This window comes from Curtobacterium sp. MWU13-2055, assembly GCF_023242305.1.
Lineage (GTDB): Bacteria > Actinomycetota > Actinomycetes > Actinomycetales > Microbacteriaceae > Curtobacterium.
Genome location: NZ_JALLIO010000013.1, coordinates 1 through 21,021, shown reverse-complemented (window position 1 = coordinate 21,021; position 21,021 = coordinate 1). Strand labels below are relative to the sequence as shown.

General features: G+C 71.0%; 23 protein-coding genes. 5 read left to right on the top strand and 18 right to left on the bottom strand.

Features of this window, described 5'->3' with window-relative positions:
* Positions 1 to 36: 36 nt before the first annotated feature.
* Positions 37 to 969 carry a phosphate/phosphite/phosphonate ABC transporter substrate-binding protein gene (locus M4960_RS18675; RefSeq protein ID WP_248705074.1) on the bottom strand — a complete coding sequence of 311 codons (933 nt, stop codon included), beginning with the start codon at positions 967 to 969 and terminating at the stop codon, positions 37 to 39.
* 190 nt (positions 970 to 1,159) lie between these two features.
* Positions 1,160 to 2,035, bottom strand: a complete 876-nt coding sequence (locus M4960_RS18670; protein ID WP_248705073.1) for a hypothetical protein — start codon at positions 2,033 to 2,035, stop codon at positions 1,160 to 1,162.
* A 305-nt stretch (positions 2,036 to 2,340) separates the two neighbouring features.
* On the opposite strand from M4960_RS18670, the gene M4960_RS18665 reads away from it, so the two are divergent.
* Positions 2,341 to 3,858, top strand: coding sequence for an alkaline phosphatase family protein (locus M4960_RS18665; protein ID WP_248705072.1), 1,518 nt, complete (start codon positions 2,341 to 2,343; stop codon positions 3,856 to 3,858).
* Positions 3,859 to 4,003: 145 nt separating this feature from the next.
* Here the strand turns inward: M4960_RS18665 and M4960_RS18660 are convergent, their stop codons facing one another.
* Positions 4,004 to 5,902, bottom strand: coding sequence for a family 43 glycosylhydrolase (locus M4960_RS18660; protein ID WP_248705071.1), 1,899 nt, complete (start codon positions 5,900 to 5,902; stop codon positions 4,004 to 4,006).
* 106 nt (positions 5,903 to 6,008) lie between these two features.
* Here M4960_RS18660 and M4960_RS18655 point away from each other — a divergent pair, with 106 nt between their 5' ends.
* Positions 6,009 to 6,608 carry a dihydrofolate reductase family protein gene (locus M4960_RS18655; RefSeq protein ID WP_248705070.1) on the top strand — a complete coding sequence of 200 codons (600 nt, stop codon included), beginning with the start codon at positions 6,009 to 6,011 and terminating at the stop codon, positions 6,606 to 6,608.
* Here the strand turns inward: M4960_RS18655 and M4960_RS18650 are convergent, their stop codons facing one another.
* From M4960_RS18650 to M4960_RS18630, 5 genes are all read right to left on the bottom strand, one after another.
* Positions 6,609 to 7,088, bottom strand: coding sequence for a hypothetical protein (locus M4960_RS18650; RefSeq protein WP_248705069.1), 480 nt, complete (start codon positions 7,086 to 7,088; stop codon positions 6,609 to 6,611).
* Between the two features lie 125 nt (positions 7,089 to 7,213).
* Positions 7,214 to 8,074 (bottom strand): ABC transporter permease, encoded by an 861-nt coding sequence (locus M4960_RS18645; protein ID WP_248705068.1) that lies wholly within the window; start codon positions 8,072 to 8,074, stop codon positions 7,214 to 7,216.
* Positions 8,071 to 9,003 carry an ABC transporter ATP-binding protein gene (locus M4960_RS18640; protein ID WP_123314435.1) on the bottom strand — a complete coding sequence of 311 codons (933 nt, stop codon included), beginning with the start codon at positions 9,001 to 9,003 and terminating at the stop codon, positions 8,071 to 8,073. Before M4960_RS18640 ends, M4960_RS18645 begins: the two co-directional genes overlap by 4 nt.
* Before the next feature lie 56 nt (positions 9,004 to 9,059).
* Complete coding sequence (locus M4960_RS18635) at positions 9,060 to 10,043, bottom strand: hypothetical protein (protein WP_248705067.1); 984 nt, start codon at positions 10,041 to 10,043, stop codon at positions 9,060 to 9,062.
* Positions 10,040 to 10,387: a PadR family transcriptional regulator gene (locus M4960_RS18630; protein ID WP_111086543.1), complete on the bottom strand. Its 348-nt coding sequence runs from the start codon at positions 10,385 to 10,387 to the stop codon at positions 10,040 to 10,042. The genes M4960_RS18635 and M4960_RS18630 overlap by 4 nt, the downstream gene beginning before the upstream one ends.
* Before the next feature lie 95 nt (positions 10,388 to 10,482).
* Here M4960_RS18630 and arr point away from each other — a divergent pair, with 95 nt between their 5' ends.
* Positions 10,483 to 10,893 (top strand): NAD(+)--rifampin ADP-ribosyltransferase, encoded by a 411-nt coding sequence (arr, locus tag M4960_RS18625; protein WP_248705066.1) that lies wholly within the window; start codon positions 10,483 to 10,485, stop codon positions 10,891 to 10,893.
* A gap of 93 nt (positions 10,894 to 10,986) precedes the next feature.
* On the opposite strand, the gene M4960_RS18620 is transcribed toward arr, so the two are convergent.
* From M4960_RS18620 to M4960_RS18605, 4 genes are all read right to left on the bottom strand, one after another.
* Positions 10,987 to 11,529: a cysteine hydrolase family protein gene (locus M4960_RS18620; protein ID WP_248705065.1), complete on the bottom strand. Its 543-nt coding sequence runs from the start codon at positions 11,527 to 11,529 to the stop codon at positions 10,987 to 10,989.
* 26 nt (positions 11,530 to 11,555) lie between these two features.
* Entirely contained in the window at positions 11,556 to 12,041 is a 486-nt protein-coding gene (locus M4960_RS18615) for a luciferase family protein (protein ID WP_248705064.1), read from the bottom strand.
* A 35-nt stretch (positions 12,042 to 12,076) separates the two neighbouring features.
* Positions 12,077 to 12,853: a hypothetical protein gene (locus tag M4960_RS18610; protein ID WP_248705063.1), complete on the bottom strand. Its 777-nt coding sequence runs from the start codon at positions 12,851 to 12,853 to the stop codon at positions 12,077 to 12,079.
* An 80-nt stretch (positions 12,854 to 12,933) separates the two neighbouring features.
* Positions 12,934 to 13,785, bottom strand: a complete 852-nt coding sequence (locus tag M4960_RS18605; protein ID WP_248705062.1) for an SDR family NAD(P)-dependent oxidoreductase — start codon at positions 13,783 to 13,785, stop codon at positions 12,934 to 12,936.
* Between the two features lie 102 nt (positions 13,786 to 13,887).
* On the opposite strand from M4960_RS18605, the gene M4960_RS18600 reads away from it, so the two are divergent.
* A complete protein-coding gene (locus tag M4960_RS18600) occupies positions 13,888 to 15,096 on the top strand; it encodes an MFS transporter (RefSeq protein WP_132100829.1) in 1,209 nt (402 codons plus the stop codon).
* Here the strand turns inward: M4960_RS18600 and M4960_RS18595 are convergent.
* From M4960_RS18595 to M4960_RS18585, 3 genes are read right to left on the bottom strand one after another with little or no spacing between them, the layout of a single operon-like run.
* A complete protein-coding gene (locus tag M4960_RS18595) occupies positions 15,093 to 15,629 on the bottom strand; it encodes a GNAT family N-acetyltransferase (RefSeq protein ID WP_123294914.1) in 537 nt (178 codons plus the stop codon). The genes M4960_RS18600 and M4960_RS18595 overlap by 4 nt on opposite strands.
* A 4-nt stretch (positions 15,630 to 15,633) precedes the next feature.
* Positions 15,634 to 17,391 carry an AMP-binding protein gene (locus M4960_RS18590; protein ID WP_374203010.1) on the bottom strand — a complete coding sequence of 586 codons (1,758 nt, stop codon included), beginning with the start codon at positions 17,389 to 17,391 and terminating at the stop codon, positions 15,634 to 15,636.
* Positions 17,381 to 18,376, bottom strand: coding sequence for an amidohydrolase family protein (locus tag M4960_RS18585; RefSeq protein ID WP_248705061.1), 996 nt, complete (start codon positions 18,374 to 18,376; stop codon positions 17,381 to 17,383). The genes M4960_RS18590 and M4960_RS18585 overlap by 11 nt, the downstream gene beginning before the upstream one ends.
* 91 nt (positions 18,377 to 18,467) lie before the next feature.
* Between M4960_RS18585 and M4960_RS18580 the strand changes: the two genes are divergently transcribed.
* On the top strand, positions 18,468 to 19,034 hold the full coding sequence (locus M4960_RS18580; protein WP_173171015.1) for a TetR/AcrR family transcriptional regulator: 567 nt from the start codon (positions 18,468 to 18,470) through the stop codon (positions 19,032 to 19,034).
* Between the two features lie 6 nt (positions 19,035 to 19,040).
* Here the strand turns inward: M4960_RS18580 and M4960_RS18575 are convergent, their stop codons facing one another.
* The 3 genes from M4960_RS18575 to M4960_RS18565 are packed head-to-tail and all read right to left on the bottom strand — an operon-like array spanning position 19,041 to position 20,853.
* Positions 19,041 to 19,700, bottom strand: coding sequence for an HAD family phosphatase (locus M4960_RS18575; RefSeq protein ID WP_243834110.1), 660 nt, complete (start codon positions 19,698 to 19,700; stop codon positions 19,041 to 19,043).
* Positions 19,697 to 20,338, bottom strand: coding sequence for an HAD-IA family hydrolase (locus tag M4960_RS18570; protein WP_133938319.1), 642 nt, complete (start codon positions 20,336 to 20,338; stop codon positions 19,697 to 19,699). The genes M4960_RS18575 and M4960_RS18570 overlap by 4 nt, the downstream gene beginning before the upstream one ends.
* Positions 20,335 to 20,853 carry a GNAT family N-acetyltransferase gene (locus M4960_RS18565; protein ID WP_248705060.1) on the bottom strand — a complete coding sequence of 173 codons (519 nt, stop codon included), beginning with the start codon at positions 20,851 to 20,853 and terminating at the stop codon, positions 20,335 to 20,337. The genes M4960_RS18570 and M4960_RS18565 overlap by 4 nt, the downstream gene beginning before the upstream one ends.
* Positions 20,854 to 21,021: the final 168 nt, after the last annotated feature.

The following is a 21,021-nucleotide window of genomic DNA, read 5'->3' as shown; positions in this document are numbered from 1 at the left end:
TCTCCTCGCGCTGTCCGGGCTCCGGGGGTGCCGGGGTCAGGCCTGGCAGGTGGTCGACTTCGTGGTCTTGCAGATGTCGCGGATCAGGTCGTAGTACCCGTCGTCGACCGGCTTCGTGCCGTAGAAGACGCTGCGGAAGCCGTCGCTGTCGGCACTCTTCACACCGGCGGCGATGATGTCGTCGATCGTGACGTCGGCGAGCGCCTTCGTCAGGGTGTCCTTCTCGGCCTGAGGCAGGGTGTCGGAGACGACGATCGGGGCGCCGGGCACCATGGTCTTCGCGATGACCGTGACGTCCTTGTTCTTCTCGACCTCGCTGTCCTCGGCGAAGCCGGCTTCGCACTCGGTGCCGGCCGCGACCTTCTGGACGCTGACGTCGTGCTTGCCGGCGAAGACCGGGGTGACGTCCTTGGTGGGGTCGATGTCGGCCTTCAGCAGGTTGTAGCTCGGGAACAGGTAGCCGGAGGTCGAGGACGGGTCGACGAAGCAGACCTTCTTGCCCTTGAAGTCCTCGAGCGAGGTGATGTCACTGCCCTTCGGCACGATCGCCTCGGAGTAGTAGCCGGGCTTCTGTCCCTCGGCCGTGATGATCGACGAGACGGGCGTGATCTTCGCGCCGTTGTTCTTCGCCGTCACGTAGGTGAAGCCGGAGAACGACGCGACGTCGATCTTGCCGGCGACCGAGGCCTCGATGAGCGCGGCGTAGTCGGTCGACTCGTGGTACTCGACCTTCTTGCCGGACTCCTTCGCGATGTAGTCCATCAGCGGCTGGTAGTTGGTCTCGGTGTCCACCGAGTCGGGTACGACGCCGAACACGATCGTGTTCTCGTCCGCGGCGTACTTCGTCGCGGTCGACGTCTCGTCGCTGCCGGCGGCGGCCGTGGAGCCCGCCGAGCAGGAGCTGAGCGTCGCGGCGAGCACGAGGGCGCCGGCCAGGGCGGCCAGCGGCTTGAGGGCGGTGATGGGCATGGTGACCTTTCGGGCGGCGGGGCGGAGGTCCGCAGCGGGGCGGGGTCCGCCGTCCGCTCGGGACGCCGCAACTGTGGCATCCGACAGGTTGCGCGCCGTGCCCAACCGGTGCACCGAGGGTGACCGGCAGGTGAACACGACAGGCACCTGTCCGGACAGGTCTCCCCTGCCGGCGCGGGACGGTCCGCCCTCAGACCGCCAGCAGTGCGATCCGGGCGAGCACGACGACCGACGCCGCGATCCGCATCCCTGCGCGCCCCTCGCGCAGCACCACGACGCCGAACACGCTCACGAGCACCACGCTGACCTCGCGCATCGGGGCCACGAGCGCGACCGGTGCGATGGTGATCGCGACGAGCACGAGGATGTACGACAGCGGCGAGAGCACCCCGAACGCCAGCACCCGGCCCCAGTGCGCACGGAGGACCGGCAGGACCTCGCGCCGGCGCGGGCCGAGGGCTGCGCCGAACAGCACGATCTCGACCGCCGTGCAGCCCACCATGAAGGCGACCGGTGCGACACCGCCGCGCACCAGGTGCGCGTCCCAGATCGTGTACGCAGCGATGGCCACACCGGTGAGCAGCCCGGCGCCGATGCCGGGGTCGAGCCGACGGCGCGGCAGGGCACGGGGTGCGGTCGCCGTTCCGCGGTCCGCGAGCCCGACCGCCACGACCCCGACGAGCACCAGCAGGCCGCCCGCCAACGCCCACCACGACGGTCGCTCCCCGAGCAGGGTGATCGCGAGGACGACGCTGATCGTCGGGCCGGTCCCCCGTGCGGTCGCGTACACCGTGGACAGCTGTCCGACCCGGTACCCGCGCTGCAGCACGAGCATGTACGCCACGTGCAGCAGCCCGGACACGACGATGCCGACCAGGAAGCCGGACAGGCTCCCCGTGCCGAGCCCACCGGTGAACGGCACCACCCCGATCCACACGACGACGCTCGACACCGCGCCGAGCCACAGGAACGGCAGCCCGATCCGGCTCACGCCGTGGGCGATGACGTTCCAGGAAGCGTGCGCGACGGCGGCGGAGAGGACGAGGAGGACGGCGAACGGAGTCACGGGCAGGACCTTCCGCTCGACGCGCGGCGCGACGAGCGAGGTCCTCCAGGCTTTTGTCCGTTCAGATGACGGTCCGCGTTCGGTGGCGAGCCGTGGCGCCGCTCGGACCAGTCGGACGTGAGTCCCGGAACCCTAGGCGCTGTCGACAGGACCGTAGCACGGGCGGCGAACGACGATCCAGCCTGTCCGGACAGGTGCGTCTGCGGTTCACCACGCGTTCGTCCCCGCGCTCCCGGCTCGCACGCCCCAGGCCACGCAGCGCCGATGGGCTGGCCACTCCACCGACCTCGAGAAGGGCCTCGACCGTGCGCATCCCCAGGACCATCCCCATCGCCGCGACCGCGATCGCACTGGCGGCGAGCGGCCTCGCCACCGGCATCGCCGCAGCACCAGCCGCCACCGCAGCGACCCCGGCCGCTGCCGCAGCCAACAGCAACCACGTCGTCGTCATCGGCATCGACGGCGCGTTGTTCGACCGCATCGCCGCGGCGGACGCCCCCAACCTCGACGCGATGATCGCGTCCGGGTACTCGTCGAAGACCTGGCTGTACGCCGCCCCGATGGCGCAGACGCTCTCCGGCCCCGGCTGGGCGACGAACCTGACCGGCGTCTGGCCGGACAAGCACAAGGTGCTCAGCAACACGTGGGGCACCACGAGCGACATCACGAAGTACCCCGACTTCCTGACCCGGCTCGAACGTGCGAACAGCGCCCTCACCACGTACGCCGATGCCAGCTGGAACCCGATCGTCGACGGTTCGGTCGGCACGCCGCTCATCGGCACGGTGGACAAGCGGTACGCCGCCACGAGCGATGCCGACGCGGCCGCCAACGCCGTGTCGACCCTCCGCTCGACCGGCCCGAACGCCTCGTTCGTGCACTTCGACGACGTCGACCACGCCGGCCACTCGTACGGTGCCGCGTCGCAGCAGTACCTCGACGCCATCGCCGAGGTCGACGGGTACGTCGGGCGGCTGCAGGCAGCGGTGCAGGCCCGCTCCACGTACTCGTCGGAGCAGTGGTCGTTCATCGTGACCGCCGACCACGGGCACACCGACGCCGGCGGCCACGGCGGCAGCACCCCGGCCGAGCGTTCGGCGTTCATCATCAAGACCGGCCCCGGCATCACGAAGCAGACCCCGGCGATCCGCCCGAAGAACGTCGACATCGCCGCCGACGTCCTCGCCACCTTCGGCGTCGCCCGCCCCGCCGAGCTCGACGGCCGCCCGCTCGCGACCGCGTCGACCGACCCGTTCGACACGATGGTCGGCGCGCTGAAGCCCCGCGTCGACGAGATCGGGATCCCGGCCTCGACGCTCGGCTGGACGAAGAGCATGCCGACCGGCTGGAGCGTCGACAACACGGGCATGGGCACCGGTGGCGTCACCGAGTGGGCCGGCTGGACCCTGACCGACGACGACTTCTGGACGCAGTCGCAGCGCGACCAGACCCGCGAGGCCAACGTCCGCGAACGCGGTGTCTTCGCCGTCGCCGACTCCGACGAGTGGGCCGACAAGACCCACACCGGCACGTTCTCGAGCCGCATCACCTCGCAGCCGTACTCGGTCGCGGGCAAGACCAGCGCGACCGTGTCGTTCGGCAACCACTACCGCCAGGAGGGCGCGCAGCAGGCCACCGTCCTCGTCTCCTTCGACGGTGGCGCGTTCCGGCAGGTCGCGTCGTACACGACCGACCAGATCGCGCAGGTCGCGTCGGTCCCCGTCACGGTGCCGTCCGGTGCGAAGCAGGTCCGCGTCCAGTGGGCGCTCACCAACGCCGACAACGACTGGTACTGGGCGATCGACGAGCCGCAGGTGCGCTGAGCAGGACTGTCGCTGAACACGACTGTCGCCTGAGCGGCGAGGACGGAACGACGGGAGGCACGGTGCCAGCTGGCACCGTGCCTCCCGTCCTTCTCCGGTCATCCACGCGAGCCGCACCCGCGTCGTCGACGCGGCCACGCGTCCGTCACCGCCGGTGCGTCGCCACCGTGCACACCCGCAGGTCCTCGAACGTGCTCGTGAACCCGGCACCGCCGAGCGAGATGAGCCCGATCCTCGGCGCGCTCCCGAGGTCCGCCGTCCAGGTCCCGCCTCGGACGAAGTGCCGCCCGTCGACGCTCGTGGACGCCGTGTACCGGTGCTCCCCGCCGACGACCCGGTGCACGATCCGGAGCGTGGTGGTGTCCCCGACCGGTCCGACGACCGTGTTGCCGTAGCTCGGCGCCCCAGCCGGTTGCCCGGACACCTGCTTGCCGAACTCCGTCTGCCGGGTGTTGAAGATCGAGTTCGACGTCAGCCGGACGTAGTTCCCGTCGTCGCCCCACACGATCAGTCCGCCCTGCACGTAGTTCACCCCGTCGCCGGTGGCGGGGGTGTCCACGGCGACGGTGGTCTGCAGCACGTAGTCGCCCTGCGGCGCCGGTTCGGACAGGACCGAGGCGAGCGGCGTCGCCGGTGGGTGGATGTCGGCGTCCTGCGTCTGCCAGCGGAACGCGCCGCCGCCGACGGTCCAGGTCGAGCGGTCGGGTTCACGGGTCCAGCGGAGCGCCGTGGGGAGGGTGGTGCCGTCGAACGAGGTCGACAACGCGCGGATGGTCCGTCCGGGAACGTCGACCGGTGCGGTGGTCGCCCGGTAGGTCGCACGCTGCCCCGGCTGTGCGACCGGCCCCGGCTGCACCGTGTCGGACGGCCCCGCTCCGCCCCGCACGACGGGCCAGCCGTGCCGCCAGTCGAGCGGGTCGATGAGCGCCGGCCGCTTCGTGTACGTCGGCTGCCCCGCGTAGTACGGGTCGCCGCGGTCGACCGCGTGGTAGATGATCCAGTCCTGGCCGGCGAGGTCGGTGACCACCGTGTTGTGCCCGGTGCCGACCCAGCGGTTGCCGTTCTGCGCGAGGAGGGGCGTCCCGCCGACCCGAGTGCTCGTGATCGCGACACCGTCCTGGTCGGTGAAGGGCCCGAGGGGGCTGCGCGACCGGGCGACGAAGACGCCGTAGCCGGTCAGGGCGCCGTTGCAGCAGTTCGTGGCGGAGCCCGTGAAGTACCACCAGCCGTCGTGGTGCATCAGGTAGGCGCCCTCGTACCGGTTGTCGATCGCGATCTGCCGCTCGCTCGCGGGGTCGGAGCGGAGACCGTCGGCGCTGAGCGTGCGGACGTTGACGCCGCCGAAGTAGCTGCCGAAGTACAGGTACGTGGTGCCCTCGTCGGTGATGACCTCGGGGTCGAACGCCCAGCGCGCCCCGGTGCCGCTCGCGGCGGTCTGCGGTGCCACGACCGGGCCGCCGGAGTCCTTCCACGGACCGGTCGGACTCGAGCTCGTCGCGACGCCGACCGCGGATCCCCCACCGGTCGGTGCCGATGCCGAGGGCGTGTCGGACGCGGCGTAGTACAGGTACCAGGTGCCCGCGCGACCACGGTCGCCGGCCCGGTACACGACGTCCGGCGCCCAGATCCCGTTGGCGGACCCCACCCACGCCGGTCGCGTCGGGAACGCGTCGTTCACGTACGTCCAGTGCGTCAGGTCCGTCGACCGGTAGGTCGGCACACCGTGCTGCACGAGCGACCCGTCGGCGTTCTGCTCCGTCGCCGTCAACGCGTCGGTCGTGCAGTACAGGTACCAGTTGCGGTCGCGCCCGACGCCGCGGATCGCGGTCGGGTCGGCGCAGCTCGCCGCCGTCTCGCCGTCGGGCAGGCTGAGCGCGACCGGGTTCCGGTGGGTCGGCGCCGCCGCTGCGTGTCCCGAGCCGCTGTGTCCGGTGGTCCGGTCCGCCACGGGCGTTGCCGCTGCGGCGGGGCCGACCGGGAGGCCCGTGGCCGCGACCGCCGTGAGCGTCGCGACGGCGAGGATGGTTGCGACTGTTCGGCGCACGGGGTCCTGCTCTCATCGTCGAGGAAGGGCTGCGTGCGCGAGCGTACGCTCGCGGGCAGCGGACCGGGCTGGTTCCGTCCGGTTCCGCGCGACGAAGGAGTCAGCGATGCCCGCGAGGTTCGTGTACTGGATGAACGTGTCGATTGACGGCTTCGTCGAGCGCGACGAGGGCGAACTCGGCGACGTCGAGGGACCCGAGTGGATGCGGATCGACGAGCCGCTGCACCGCGAGTTCAACGCCCGCGCCGCCGCGATGACCCTTTCCGTCGAGGGGCGGGTCGTCCGCGACATGATGGACCCGTTCTGGCCGGACGCCCGCACCGACGAGTCGATGCCGGCGTTCATGCGCGAGTACGGCGAGGTCTGGACCGACCAGCCGAAGGTCCTGGTCTCGCGCACCCGGACCAGCGCCGACCACAACACCCGGGTCATCGGGGGCGACGACGCCATCGAGCAGCTCGCCGTCCTGCGCGAGGAGTCCGAGGGCGACATCGGCGTCGGCGGCCCGAACCTCGCGACGCAGTTGCTCGACGCGGGGCTGCTCGACGAGCTGTTGCTCTACACGCACCCCGCGGTGCTCGGCGCCGGTCGGCCGCTGTTCGACCCGCCGGCGACGGGCGTGCGACCGCCGGTGCTGCTGGACCTGCTCGAGCAGCGGGAGTACCACAACGGTGTCACGCTGCACCGCTACCAGGTGCTGCGGTAGTCACTCCCCCGAGGGCCCTGGACCGAAGATGACGAGTCGCCAGGCGCTCGGCCGGTCGCTGTCGAAGTCGTTGAACGCGACGCTGTCGACGGCCTTGCTCGATGACAGTTCGATCTGGTGCGGGCTGTCGCGGCAGTCCATCGGATCGAGTTCGATGCTCTGCGATCCGCCCGGCAGCACCGTCCGCACGATGCCACGCATGTGCCCGTTGCCGTAGCACGAGAACTCGAGGTGGTCGATCGTCCGCGAGTCCGGGAACTGCACGCGGACGCCGGGCTCGAGGTGGGCCGGGTCCTCGTCGCCGGGGGTCGTGTCGGCGCTCAGCACCCCGAGGACCGCGTCCTCGGTCTCGGTCGTCGCCTCCTGCTGCGTCTTCCACTTGGCGAGGGCTTGCTCGTCGACGGGCGGTGCCGACGTGCAGCCGGCGAGCAGGGCCACGACGGCGAGCGCCGGCAGGACCAGGGCGGGGAGGTGTCGCACGCCGTGAGCCTAGCGACGCCGCGGGGCCATTCGTCGCACGGGCAGTCGATGCGTGTGCAACGTGCGACGTCCCACCCGTCGATCGACAGGTGGGACGTCGCAGAACGCGCGTGCGGTCGTTCGGGTCAGACGTCGCGGCCGCGCGCGACCGTCAGCGCGAGCGCACCCACGACGAGCACCTCGCCCGCCAGGACACCGAATCCGCCCCAGCCGTTCAGGACGACACCGCCGTCGGTGGCGCTCTGGCCGTCGTACGAGTAGGCGTAGAGCTGGGCTCCGGCCATGTCCGGCAGGAACGTCGCGATGTTCGTCGGCCACTCGACGTTCATCAGCCCGCTCATGAGCGCGAGCACCGTCGGCACGACCAGCAGGAGGCCGAGCGTGATCGCGATGCCACCGGCGCTCGAGCGGACGAGCAGACCGATGCCGTACGCCAGGAGCGCCAGCAGGGTCAGGAAGACCGACGAACCGAGGATCGGCAGGAACACCGACGGGTTCCCGATCTCCGGCTCCACACCGTTGCCGGCCAGCAGCGGCAGGGAGATGAGCACGCCGACCCAGGTGGCGACGGCGCTGACCACGAAGGTCGTCAGTGCGAGGACGGTCGCCTTGGCCAGGATCACCCCGGTGCGACGGGGGTCGGCCGTGAACGTCGAGCGGACCTGACCCGTACCGTACTCACCGGTGATGATGAGGACGCCGAGCACCCCGACGACGAGCGACGAGAGCAGGACGCCCACGGTGTTGGCGTTCACGAACGTGCCGTTGGCGATGTCGGTGGGCAGGTCCTGCCCACCGCTGTTCGTGTTGGCACCGACGAGCGCGGCCATGCCGATGGTGACGACGACCAGGATCGCGTAGCACCAGAACGTGGACCGGATGCTGCGGAGCTTGATCCACTCGCTGCGCACCAGGTGCGGGAACGACAGACGGGTCGCGCCGTGCATGCGGGTCGACGGCGTGGTGGGCGAGGTGGTGGCGCTCATCGGGTGCCCTCCGATCGGTACTCGACGTCGTCGCGGGTGAGGGCCATGTAGGCCTCCTCCAGGCTCGCGCCGGTCGGGGTGAGTTCGTGCAGTGCGACGCCGGCCTGGGCGGCGATGTTGCCGACCGTCGGTGCGTCGGGACCGACGACCAGGAAGGTGCCGTCCTCGCGCGGGGTGACGGTCGCGTTCGGGCCGATGGCCTGGAACAGCTGGTCGGGCGAGGGCGTCCGGACGATGACCCGGCTGCCACCACCGGCGGCACCGGGAGCGGCTCCGCCGCCGGCGACGAACTCGGCGATCGGGGCGTCGGCCAGGACCTTGCCGCGGCCGAGCACGACCACGCGGTCGGCGGTCTGCGCCATCTCGCTCATCAGGTGGCTGGACAGGAACACGGTGCGGCCGTCGGCAGCCATCCGCCGGGCGAGCTGCCTGACCCACAGCACGCCGTCGGGGTCGAGGCCGTTGACGGGCTCGTCGAGGATCAGGGTCTTCGGGTCGCCGAGCAGTGCGGCAGCGATTCCCAGGCGCTGCCCCATGCCGAGCGAGAACCCGCCGACGCGCTTCTTCGCGACCGACTCGAGGCCGGTCATGTCGATGACCTCGTGCACGCGGGCCTTCGGGATGCCGTGGGTCGCCGCGAGCGAGAGCAGGTGGTTGTAGGCGCTGCGGCCCGAGTGGACCGCCTTCGCCTCGAGCAGGGCGCCGACCTGTCGGAGCGGGTCGCGGAACGTCGTGTACGGCTGGCCGTTCACCGTCGCGCTCCCCGCGGTGGGCCGGTCGAGGCCCATGATCATGCGCATCGTGGTGGACTTCCCGGCGCCGTTCGGCCCCAGGAAGCCGGTCACACTGCCGGGTCGGACGACGAACGAGACGTCGTCCACGGCGGTCTTCGGACCGTACTGTTTGGTGAGGTGGCTGACTTCGATCACGGCGGCCACGCTATTGCAGCGGTGTCCGGCGGCGCGTCCGTCGGAAGGGGGATGTGTCAGGTGCGCGGGGGCCGGAGCCGCTCGACCCGGCGCCGCGTCCGGTCGGTGAGCTCGAGCTTGCCACTGCTGTGCAGCACGAGCAGGAGCAGTCCCAGCGCGACCGGAGCGGCGATGACGCCCGCGGAACCGCTCTCCGTCAGGATCCCGCGCAACTCGTTGCCGACGACCGTGAGGATGTACGGAGTCAGGCCGAGCGTGATCGTGAAGACGACCGTCCAGAGCCGCGCCACCGCCAACCCGACGGCCACGACCTCGATCACCCCGACGGCGTACCAGGCCCAGAGGTTGCCGTCCCACATGCTCCGGCTGATCAGCCACGCCCCCGTGAGGTGGCCGACGCTGCCGTAGCTCACGACGCCCAGCAGAAGCCACCCGATCGCGGCTGCTGCGGTGTGGTGGCTGCGCAACGGTCGGCCGACGAGTGCGACGAGTGCGCAGGCTGCGAAGAGGGCGAGGGTGCCGCGGTCGACGCTCCACACCCCGGGGAACCGGACGAACCAGTACGGGGTCACGACGGCCGCGAGGATGCAGACGGCCAGCGCGATCCGCCCGACCACCCACCGACCCGCGAGCGCCGCGACGAGCGCGACGACCCAGAGCGCGGCGAACACGAAGCCGGTGTCGCGGAACGGCCCGACCTGCACGAGCCACTCCGGCTCCGGGTTGCCGTGGATCCACGGTGCCCAGCTGCTGACGAGGAACTCGGCGAGCGCGAAGCCGGTGCCCATCGTGAGGGCGATCGTGCTGCCCGCGTCGCGGACGTGCGGCACGACGATCCGGTCCAACCGTGCGGAGACCGCGTGTCCGACGATGTCCAGCCGCTCCTGTCGCGTCGGAGCGGCACGGCCTTCGGCGTCCGCGACGTCGAGGAGCGTCCCGACGAAGGCGTCTTCGTTCGCTGCTCGCCACGTGCGCGGGTACCACCTCGTGAGCCGGCGGTACCGGGCTTCGAGCGGTGCGCCGCTCCGCTCGGCGGTCATGCCGCTCCCCCGGACGTCGCCGTCGACGCACGCCCGAGTCGGGTGCGGAGGACGCGGAGCTTCGCGTCGAGCCGTGCTGCCTCGTCGGCCAGACGCTGCTCGCCCTCGCTCGTGATCGCGAAGTAGCGCCGGAGCCGACCGCTGACGACCTCGTCCCCGTCGCCCTGGACCAGCCCGTCCTTCTGGAGACGCTCGAGCGACGCGTACAACGTGGTGACCGCGAGTGCGACGCGTCCTTCGGAGAGGTCCGCCACCGCTTGGATGATCGCGTACCCGTGCTGTCGACCGCCCGTCAGGCTGGTCAGGATCCAGAAGACCGGTTCGCGGAGTTCCCCACTGCTCATGACCAGAAGCATATACCCGCAGTGGGAGTATTCCCAGAACAGGACACGCGCGAACGTCCCTCGTGCACGCGACGCACCGGGGCTAGCCTGTCGCCGTGAAGCAGGCACAGGACGACGGACCGTTCTTCCACGGCACCAAGGCCGACCTCGTGCCGGGCGACCTGCTCACCGCGGGCTTCCGGTCGAACTACCGCCCCGAGGTGGTCATGAACCACGTCTACTTCACGGCGGTCTCCGACGGCGCCGGGCTCGCGGCCGAGCTCGCCGCCGGTGACGCCGAACCGCGGGTCTACGAGGTCGCGCCGACCGGTCAGTACGAGGACGACCCCAACGTCACCGACAAGAAGTTCGCCGGCAACCCGACCCGGTCCTACCGCAGCACCGAACCGGTGCAGATCGTCCGCGAGGTCACCGACTGGCCCCGACTCACGCCCGACGCGCTGCGCCTCTGGCACGAGCGCCTGGCCGCACTGCGCGCGGACGAGCGCGGCGAGATCATCAACTGAGCCGGCTGGCGGACGGGAGGCGCGGGGCGGGGCCGCCACGGGCCTCCCGTCCGCTCTGCCCCATCTCAGGGCCCCGAACGCGCCCTGCGGACGTCAGCGGCTGAGCGCGTCGCTCGTCGTGACGGTCGCGAAGCTGCCGTCGAGCGCCGCCATGAAGGCGGCGTGGACGCTCGCACCCGGGACGGTGACGCCCCCGGAGGTCAGGTCCGGTGCCGCGCACGCGTCGGCGACGACGGTCGCGGTGAAGCCGAGTTCGTGCGCGGCCCGGGTCGTCGAGTCGATGCACATGCTGCTCATCATCCCGACGATCGTGACCTCGTCGACTCCGGCGTCGGTCAGCAGTTCCTGCAGTCCGGTGCCGATGAAGCTGTTCGGCTCGTGCTTCTCGAGGACCGGCTCGCCGTCGACGGGCGCGACCGACGGGTGGAAGTCGAGGCCCGGCGTGCCCGGCACGAAGAACGTGGCGTCGGGGTCGGTGGACACGTGGAAGACGTGCACCACCAGGTCGCCGGCGGCGCGGAAGGAGTCGAGCACGGTGCGGGCCGCGGTGGCAGCGGCCTCGGGTTCGACGAGGGGGAAGGCCCCGCCCGGGAAGTAGTCCAGCTGGATGTCGACGAGGAGCAGCGCGCGGATCATCGGTTCAGTATGGCGGGCGGCGGGCTTCAGGCCGGGCCGTGTCCGGGCTGTTCGTCGCCGGGATCGCGGGCGAAGGCGAGGCTCTCCGCGATGATCGAGAGCACGATGTCCACCTCGTGGTCGTCGCGCGGCCCGTAGACGAGGAACTCGGTGCCGTGGTCCTCGTACTGGTGCGGGGTCGCCCACCCGAGAGCGGTGAGCTCGACGCCGCGCGCCGCCGGCAGGCACAGGTGCACCGAGGTGTCATCGACACCGTGCAGGTGCACGGGTTCGAGGCGCCCATCGGGAGCGAGCGACGTCCACGGCACGACGTGGTCGGCACGGTCGCGGAGGAACAGTGCGCGCGACGACGCCGGCGAGACCTGACTGTGCCCCTCGACCACGTCCGGTAGTGCCAGTGCGTCCGCGACGAGTCGTCCCCACCGCTCCGGGGTCGCGCGGTCAGTGAGCTGACGCTGTGGCCCGTCGTCGGACACGGACGGGCAGACACCGGGGCGAGGTGTGGAGATCACCGTTCGACGCTACCGGCGCGCTCCGCCGCCGCGGGTCACGGTTTCGCGCCGTTGCCGAACGCGCCGTGCAGGGTCGTGTCCGCGAAAGCCGTCGTGTCGATCACGGCGCGGACGCCTTCGAGGACGCCCTGGTCCTCCGAGTCCACGCCGATGACGAGCGAGCCGTAGTCGACGCGCATCGTGTACGGGATCGAGGCCTCGAGCCCGGTCACGTGCGGGGTCGCGGCGAGGGTCGCAAGACCCTGCGCCACCGCAGTGGACGTCGAGATCGGGATCTGCTGGTCGAACGTGCCGTCGTAGTGGACGGTGCTGGCGATGTGCCCCTCGTCCGCCGGCACGATCAGCGTCAGGGAGACGCCGGTCCACGCCAGTTCGGTGGCCATCGTCGTCGGGACGGCTCCGGCCTCGGACGGGGTCGCGTCGGGGTCCATCGTGACCGTGAACCGCGACGCGAAGTGGTTCGACGTGACCCATCGGGTGGAGCAGGTCGGGTCCGGGGCGGAGCTGGGGGTGTTCGTGGTCGTCTGCGTCGCCTCGGCGACGGCCGGGAGCGCACGGACCTGTCGGAGGGCGGTGCGCACCTGGCTCGCGACGGCGGGGTCGAGCGTCGGCGCCGGGGTCGGGTCCGGTGTCGCATTCGCTGCGTCCGGCGCCGGCGCCTCCGAGCTCGGGCAAACCGCCGTCTCGGTGCCGCTCCATCCGCCAGACGACCCCATTGCGTTCCGGGCCAGGCCCTCCGCGGCCGAGCACGCCGTGAGCGGCACGGTGCAGGCGAGGGCGACGAGGAGTCCGATGACGAGACGAGAGCGCACCGACCCAGTCTCGCTGCCGCGTGCTGCACGCTGGAGCCGGATCCGTGCGCTGTGTCCCGAGTGCTACCCGGTCGCCCTCCTCAGTTCGACTGGTCGTCCAGGTCGAGCGACGTGGTCAGTTCCGGGAACGCCCGCGCCTGCTCGATGAGCTGCTGCGCCTTCCGCAGGACCCCCTCGACGCTGTCGGCACCGGCGACGAGGCGCACCGGTGGTGCGGACATCTCGGTCAGGGCGAGGAGCGTCCGGGCGAGCTTCGCCGGGTCGCCGCTCTGCTTGCCCTCCATGCCGCGGAAGAACTCCTTGGTCTGGTCCGACGAGGACCGGTAGTCGTCGAGGTGGACGTCGCCCCAGAACGTGGAGCTGCCCTCCGCGAGCAGGTCGGTCCGGAAGAAGCCGGGCTCGACGACCGTGGTGTGGATGCCGAACGGCAGGACCTCGCCGTGCAGCGCTTCCATCCACCCCTCGAGCGCGAACTTCGACGCGGCGTACGCGCTCCCACCGGCACCGGCGACGATGCCGGCGGTCGAGCTGATGCTGATGACCCGGCCGGAGCCCTGCGCGCGCATGACGGGGAGCACCGCGCGGGTGACGTTCATCGCACCGAAGAAGTTCGTCTCCATCTGCGCGCGGAACTGCTCCGGGGAGACCTCTTCGAAGAACCCGCCCTGGAAGCTCCCGGCGTTGTTCACCAGGACGTCGATGCGGCCGAACCGTTCGATCGCTGCGTCGACCGCGCTCCGGACGGTGCGCTCGTCCGTGACGTCCAACGCGACGGCGAGCAGCTCGTCGTGCTGGCCGACCGCTGCGACGACGCGTTCCGGGTCCCGCCCGGTCGCGACGACGTGGTGTCCGGCGTGCAGGGCGGCGCGCGCGAACTCGGTGCCCATGCCGCGGCTGGTCCCGGTGATGAAGAAGGTCTGGGGTTCGGTCATGCCCCCAGCGAAGACCACTTCCGCGCGACGAGTGAGGCTCTGCCGAAACGGGGTCGAGCAGAACCTCCCTTCCGCCGCTCGAGCCGCCCTACCGTCAGGGACATGGACCCCCTCGTGACCACGACCCCGTCGGCTCCGTCGACCACTCCGGTTGCCGACGACCGGCTGCCGTGGTTCCCGCTCGCACTGCTCGCGGCGATCGGGTTCGTGCTCGTCGCCATGGAGACCATGCCCGCGGGCCTCCTGCCGGTCATCGCGGACGGCATGGGGACGTCCGAGGGCACGGTCGGACTGTTCGTCAGCGCCTACGCGATCGGCACCGTCATCGCCACGGTGCCGGCGATCGCACTCACGCGGGGCCTGCGCCGCAAGCCGTTGCTCATGACGGCCATCGCCGTGTTGATCATCGCGAACACCCTCACCGCGTTCGCCCCGAACGTGACGATCGCGCTCGTCACGCGGTTCGTCGCCGGCGCGGCGTCCGGGATCATCTGGGGCATGTTCGCCACCTACGCGCGGCGCATCAGCCCCGCGCGGTTCGCAGGCGTCTCCCTCGCCATCGTCTCCACGGGCGCCCCCGTCGGCTTCGCGCTCGGCACACCGCTCGGGTCGTTCATCGGCACCGCGCTGGACTGGCGCTGGTCGTTCATCGGCCTCAGCCTCGTCGGGGTCGTCATCCTCGGGTTGATCGCCGTGTTCGTGCCGGACGCCCCCGGCCAGACCGGCACTGCGAAGCTCTCCGTGGTCAAGGTGTTCCGCATCCGTGGGATCGCGATCATCCTCGCCGTCATCGCCACGTGGATGGTCGCGCACAACACGATCTACACCTACATCTCCCCGTACCTGCGGGTGACCGGCACCGACCTCAGCGCCGGGCTCGTCCTCCTCGTCTACGGCATCGCGGCGATCCTCGGCGTCGTGATCACGGGCGCGCTCCTCGACCGGCATCCCCGGCCCCTGCTGCACCTGAGCGTCGGACTGTTCGTCGTCACCGGCGTCGTCCTGCTCGTGGGTCACGCGTCGCCGGTCGCCGTCCTGGTCGCCGCCGTCCTGTGGGGTGTCAGCTTCGGAGGTGCCTCGACGCAGCTGCAGGCGGCGCTCACCACGGCAGGTGGGGAGAACGCCGACGTCGCCAGCGCCTTCCTGCCCGTCGCGTTCAACATCGCGATCTTCGTCGCCGGGATCTTCGGAGCCGCGCTGTTGACCGTGTTCGACGGACTGGTCCTGGCCGTGGTGATGATCGTGTTCGGGGCGATCGCGGCGCTGCTCACGCTGGTCGGCCGGCGGTCGGCGTTCCCCGCGCGGCTCTAGTCGGAGACCTGGAGCAGCGCCGGCAGAACCGGGGCCGGGTCGGTCGCGAGCCGAGCGTGGGTCTCCACGTCGAAGCGTTCGACGCCGTACCGCAGCTTCTGTCGCTCGATGCCCTCCGCGGCGAACCCGGCAGCGGTGGCGACCCGGCACGACGCGGGGTTGTTCACCCGGTGCCCGAGCTCCAGGCGGAACAGCCCGACACCGAACGCCCAGGACGAGACACTCGCCAGCGCCGTCGTGGCGAGTCCGCGTCCGCGTCCACCACGCGCCAGCCAGTACGACGCCCAGGCGGTCCCGTGCCGGAACTCGATCGCGGTGAGCCCGACGTTCCCGACCGCGACACCGTCGTCCACGACCGCCCAGTTCTTCGCGCGATCGTCGAACCCGAGGAACCGGCTGATGTGCTCGCGCGTCTGCGCTTCGTCGCGCAGTTCGGCGTCGGGGAACTGCGAGTCGAGGTCCGGCGTCGTCCGCCGGGCGAGGAGCAGCGCGGGTGCGTCGTCGACCGACCACGGGCGCAGGACGACCACCATGCGATCAGCCGACGGCGGGCGGAAGCGGACGAGACGCGCGCAGTCCCGGGAACTGCTCGTCGCGCCACTCGCGGTCGACGGGCACCCCGCTCGCGGCCGCGCGCTCTTCGCGCTCCCGCAGCTCCACGCGTCGGATCTTGCCCGAGATGGTCTTCGGCAGTTCCGCGAACTCGACCCGACGCACGCGTGCGTACGCAGGAAGTGCGGTCCGCGCGTAGGCGAGCACCTGTTCGGCGGTGTCCGCCGTCGCCTCGAACCCGGCGGCGAGGGTGACGTACGCCTTCACGACGTTGAGCCGGGCGTCATCCGGCGCGGGTACGACGGCGCTCTCGGCCACGGCGGGGTGCTGCAGCAGGGCACTCTCGACCTCGAACGGTGACACCTTGTAGTCGGACGACTTGAACACGTCGTCGGTCCGGCCGATGAAGGTCAGTTCCCCGTCGGCGTCCCGGACCGCGATGTCGCCGGTGTGGAAGAAGCCGTCGCGCATCGATGCCGCGGTGCGGTCGGGGTCGCCGAGGTACTCGGCCATCAGGTTGACCGGTCGCTCGTCAAGGTCCAGGCAGACCTCGCCCTCGTCGCCGGGCTGACCGGTGACGGGGTCCAGCAGCGTCACGGTGACACCGGGCAACGCACGGCCCATCGCCCCCGGGGTGACGGTGGTGCCGGGGGCGTTGCCGATGATCGCGGTGGTCTCGGTCTGCCCGTAGCCGTCGCGGATGGTCAGACCCCACGCGCGTTCGACCCGGTCGATGACCTCGGGGTTCAGCGGTTCTCCGGCCGACACGACCTCGCGCAGTGCCCGAGGGCGCGCACCGAGATCGGACTGGAGCATCATCCGCCAGGCGGTGGGCGGTGCGCAGAACGTGCTCACCTCGGCGGACTCCAGCTGGGCGAGGAGCGCGGCCGGATCGAACCGCGGGGTGTCGTGGACGAAGACGGTCGCCTCGGCGATCCACGGCGCGAAGAAGCAGCTCCAGGCGTGCTTGCCCCAGCCGGGCGAGCTGATCGCCAGGTGCACGTCTCCGGGCCGCAAGCCGAGCCAGTGCATCGTGCTGAGGTGTCCGACGGGGTAGGACGTCTGGGTGTGCACGACCATCTTCGGCTTCGAGGTCGTGCCCGACGTGAAGTAGACGAGGCAGGGATCGGAGGTCTTGGTGACCACGATCGGTCGCGACTCCCCCGCGGGCGCTGGTTCTCCGAGGTCCGACGGGTAGTCCGTCCAGCCGTCCGCCGTGCCGCCGATGACCACACGCGAGAAGTCCCCGCGGACGTCGTCGTACTTCGCGGTCTCGCTGCGGTTCGTGACGACGTGCGCCACGCCTCCGCGGTCGACGCGGTCCTGCAGGTCGGCGGTGTCGAGCATCGTCGACGTCGGCAGGATCACCGCCCCGAGCTTGATCACCGCGAGCATCGTCTCCCACAGCTCGAGCTGGTTGCCGAGCATGACGAGCACGTGGTCGCCCTTCCGGACGCCGTGCTCGTGCAGGCGAACGGCCAAACGGTCGGACCGGGCGGCCATCTCCGCGTAGCTGAGCCGCTGTTCCGAGCCATCCGCGTCGACGATCCAGAGCGCGATGCGGTCGTTGCCAGCAGCGATGACGTCGAACCAGTCGTCCGCCCAGTTGAAGGTGTCGCCGAGGTCCGGCCACCGGAAGGCGGCGCGGGCGGCATCGGCGGACTCTGCGGAGAGCAACTGGTCACGGGCAGCGCGGTACGCGGCGGTCACGTTCGGGTTGGGCACGGACCGATCATGCCGCATCCGTCTGGTCGCCGATCCCGAACAGCCGACGTGCGTTCCCCGACGTGAACGCCTCGCGGGCCGCGTCCGAGGGGAACTCCTGCAGGAACGTGTCGATCTCGGCGGCGGAGGGTCGCTGGAACGGGTGGTCGGTGGAGAACAGCAGCCGATCGGGCGTCGTGACGTCCAGCGCGTGCCGGAGCAGCGTGGGGCTGAGCATCCCCGAGCTGGTGATGTGGAGGTTCGAGCGGACGGTGTCGGACACCGTCCGCTCGAGTCCGGCGACCCGCGACAGGCTGTCCGCACGGTCGAGCCAGAACAGCAGCAGCTCGCCCCAGTGGCCGAGCACGACCTGCAGGTCCGGGTGCCGGTCGAAGGTGCCGCCGACGATCAGGCGCAGTGCCGCACGTGCCGCCTCGAGGTGCCACCCCCACCCGAAGGTCGCCAATCCGAGCTCGACCATCGGGTCGAACCCCTCGTACGCCGCCTCGCGCAGGCGCTTCGACGGGATCTGCGGGTGGATGAAGACCGGCTGCCCGAGCGACGCCGCGACGGCGAAGAGGTCGTCGTACCGGCGGTCGTCGAGCGGCACCTCGCCCGTCCGCCCGTAGACCATCGCCCCCACGCAACCAAGGCCGGCAGTGCGCTCCAGTTCGGCGACGGCAGCGTCCGGGTCGGCCATCGGCAGGGTCGCGAACGCGCGGAACCGGTCCGGGTGGTCCGCGACCGCGGCGATCGCGATGTCGTTCGCCTGCTGACTCAGCGGGATCGCGTCCGCGGCATCGAGCGGCTGCGCTCCGGGCGGCGCGAGGGACAGCACCTGGACGTCGATCCCCTGCTCGTCCATCGCTGCGAGCCGGGCGTCACCGAGGTCACGGAGCAGCTCGCCGTTGTCGCCGAGTTCGTCCAGCGCCGTGCTCGGGTCGCGGCGGTCCTCGGGCAGGGCGTTGACGGCGTCCGTCAGGGCCGGGTGGTTCCAGTGCTCTTCGATCGCGATCGTGGTCATCTGGGTTCCTCCGTCAGGTCTCGCACCGGTGCGTTCGCTCATCGGCGTTGAGTGAACCGTACACCTCGCTCAACGCCGTAGAGTCGGACGCATGGCCGAGACCTCACGCGACGCGAAACGCGCACAGACCGCCGAGCGCATCCGCGCAGCCGCTCGGCGGCAGTTCGGTGCGAACGGGTACGAGGGCACGACGATCCGGAGCATCGCCTCAGCAGCGGGCATCGATCCGTCGCTCGTCATGCAGCACTTCGGGTCGAAGGCAGCGCTGTTCGCGACCGCCGTGCAGCTGCCGGCCACGTCGGACGCTGGGAGCGAGCGCGCGGCGGCCGACCACCTCCTCGACGTCCTGGGCATCCGGTTCGACGCGCTCCCCGCCGAGACGGCGGCGCTCGTCCGGTCGATGCTGACGGTGCCCGAGGCGGCGGACACCATGCGCGGCTACCTCGACGAGCGGGTCGAGAACCTGGCGCGCTCTCTCGACGGCGACGACGCCCGGCTGCGGGCGTTGATGACCGTGAGCGGCATCCTCGGCATCACGATCACGCAGCACTTCCTGCGCCTCAGCGCGTTCGAAGGCGCGTCACGTGACGACCTGCTCCGCGCGGCGCAGGGCTGGGTGGAGTCGCTCACGACGGAGGCCGGGGCATCCACTCGCTGAGCCGGGTCAGTCCAGACTGTTCAGCCACGTCTCGAGCCACGGCACGACGTCCGACAGGTCCGCCGTGTCGATCGCGGTCGATGCTGCCGCCCTGGCCGCTCCGGTCGCGTTGAGAGCCAGCGCCGCGGGGACCACCTCGAAGAGTGGGATGTCCGACCGACTGTCCCCGATCGCACAGCACCGCTCGATCGGCACGCCACGGGCCAGCGCGTACCGGAGCGCACGGTCTCGCTTGTCGAACTCGTCGAAGTGCTCCGCCACCGCCCCGTCGTAGGTGCCACCCGTGACCCCGACCCGCGGTCCGCCGTGCGCGACGAACCCGAACCGCCGCGCGAGCGACCGAGTGACCGGCTGCCACGCGAGCGACGCCAGCACGGGGACGACCTGGTGCGTGCGGCACCACGCCACCACGAGCTCCACACCGGGGAGCACCGGTAGGTCGTCGAGCCAGCGGTCCACGGTCGTCGTCGATGCGCCGCGCCAGCCCGCGGCATCGATCTCGCTCACCTGTCGATTCGTGAGCGAGCCGTCGGCGTACCGACGCTCAGCCTCGTCCAGCGCGTCCTGGTGCCCGAATCGTTCCGCGAGATGACTGCTGCTCGAACCGGTCGACACGAGCGTCCCGTCGACGTCGAAGAAGACCATGCCGCGCACCGGCTCCGTCACTGCTCCCGATCCTCCGGCATCGCCGCGCGGATTGCTGCGATCGTGTCTGCGGTCTCGACGTGCAGGTGCGCCCGGATCCCGACCGCCCGCGCAGCCTCGATGTTCTCCGGTACGTCGTCGACGAAGAGGACATCCGCGGGCGCGGCAGCGAGCCGATCGAGCGTGATCCGGAAGGCCTCTGGCTCCGGCTTCGTGACCCCGATCTCGTGGCTGTAGCAGATCGGGTCGAACACGGCCGCGAACCCGAATCGTCGCTCCTCTTCCTGACGGGCGCCGTCACCGGAATTGGACAGGATCGCGAGCCCGACCGTCCCGCGCAGACCGGCGACGAAGTCGAAGAGCGGCTCGTTCAAGGAGCCGCAGTACGCGTCCCAGAAGTCGGCTCGCATCGACGCGAGCACCTCGGCCGAGGCGCCGAGAGCGGCGCCGATCTTCCCCCAGTACTCGTCGTCGACCCCGGTCCGTCGCGCGGCATCGGGCAGGTCGGCGTCCGACAACCGCGAGGAGAACTCCTCGTCCGTCATGCCGAACGCAGCCGCCCACCGCGTGCGGAACTGCCCGGGCCATGCCGCGTCGTCGACCATCTCGAGCACGCCACCGACGTCGAGCAGCAGCCACCGCACCCCACCGCCGGTCATGCGGAGATCCCGTCGAGTCGACGGATCATCTCGAGCTCCCGCTCGTCGGGCGCGAGGACGTACGGCTCGGTCGCCCCGGTCAGCTCGTACCCACGTCGCGCGTAGAAGGCCTGCGCCCGGAGGTTGCGCTCGTGCACGTGGAGTCGGAGCGTGGCGCCGTGGCCGGAAGCCCACGACTCGATGGCGTCGAGCAACGCATCGGTCACGCCGGCCGCACGGCCGCGGTGCGACGGCGCGACGTACACGCCGACCAGCAATGGTCCGGTGGCGGCGTCCGGGATGAACGCCCCCATCGCACCGACCCAGCGGCCGTCGGCGTCGATCGCCACGAACGAGGTTCCCCCGACGTCCTGACCGCGGCGACCCCGCGCACGCCATTCGGTCTCGTCGTGCTGCTCGGCGTCCGCCAGGTGCTCCGCGTAAGCCATCGGGGTGTCCTGGATCATCTCCAGGCGGAGCGCTCGGACGGCTTCCCAGTCAGCCTCGGTCGTCGGTCGGATCGTTATCCCCTGCATGGACCGAGCGTAGGACAGACAGCCGTCGGCGAAACTCGTCCGAACGGATTCCAATCGACTTGGGGCAGGGCGCCGAATCACCTGCACAGACCGGGAACCACCCGGAGCGCTCACCAGCCGCACATTGCTGGTTCTCCACCCTGCACCAGGGTGTGTTCGGCGCGCACG

Excerpts from the sequence above, each read along its gene's own strand:
- M4960_RS18675 (WP_248705074.1), bottom strand. The coding sequence starts at position 969 with ATGCCCATCACCGCCCTCAAGCCGCTGGCCGCCCTGGCCGGCGCCCTC.
- M4960_RS18655 (WP_248705070.1), top strand. The coding sequence starts at position 6,009 with ATGCCCGCGAGGTTCGTGTACTGGATGAACGTGTCGATTGACGGCTTC.
- M4960_RS18645 (WP_248705068.1), bottom strand. The coding sequence starts at position 8,074 with ATGAGCGCCACCACCTCGCCCACCACGCCGTCGACCCGCATGCACGGC.
- M4960_RS18635 (WP_248705067.1), bottom strand. The coding sequence starts at position 10,043 with ATGACCGCCGAGCGGAGCGGCGCACCGCTCGAAGCCCGGTACCGCCGG.
- M4960_RS18630 (WP_111086543.1), bottom strand. The coding sequence starts at position 10,387 with ATGAGCAGTGGGGAACTCCGCGAACCGGTCTTCTGGATCCTGACCAGC.
- M4960_RS18620 (WP_248705065.1), bottom strand. The coding sequence starts at position 11,529 with ATGATCCGCGCGCTGCTCCTCGTCGACATCCAGCTGGACTACTTCCCG.
- M4960_RS18605 (WP_248705062.1), bottom strand. The coding sequence starts at position 13,785 with ATGACCGAACCCCAGACCTTCTTCATCACCGGGACCAGCCGCGGCATG.
- M4960_RS18600 (WP_132100829.1), top strand. The coding sequence starts at position 13,888 with ATGGACCCCCTCGTGACCACGACCCCGTCGGCTCCGTCGACCACTCCG.
- M4960_RS18595 (WP_123294914.1), bottom strand. The coding sequence starts at position 15,629 with ATGGTGGTCGTCCTGCGCCCGTGGTCGGTCGACGACGCACCCGCGCTG.
- M4960_RS18590 (WP_374203010.1), bottom strand. The coding sequence starts at position 17,391 with ATGCGGCATGATCGGTCCGTGCCCAACCCGAACGTGACCGCCGCGTAC.
- M4960_RS18585 (WP_248705061.1), bottom strand. The coding sequence starts at position 18,376 with ATGACCACGATCGCGATCGAAGAGCACTGGAACCACCCGGCCCTGACG.
- M4960_RS18580 (WP_173171015.1), top strand. The coding sequence starts at position 18,468 with ATGGCCGAGACCTCACGCGACGCGAAACGCGCACAGACCGCCGAGCGC.
- M4960_RS18570 (WP_133938319.1), bottom strand. The coding sequence starts at position 20,338 with ATGACCGGCGGTGGGGTGCGGTGGCTGCTGCTCGACGTCGGTGGCGTG.
- M4960_RS18565 (WP_248705060.1), bottom strand. The coding sequence starts at position 20,853 with ATGCAGGGGATAACGATCCGACCGACGACCGAGGCTGACTGGGAAGCC.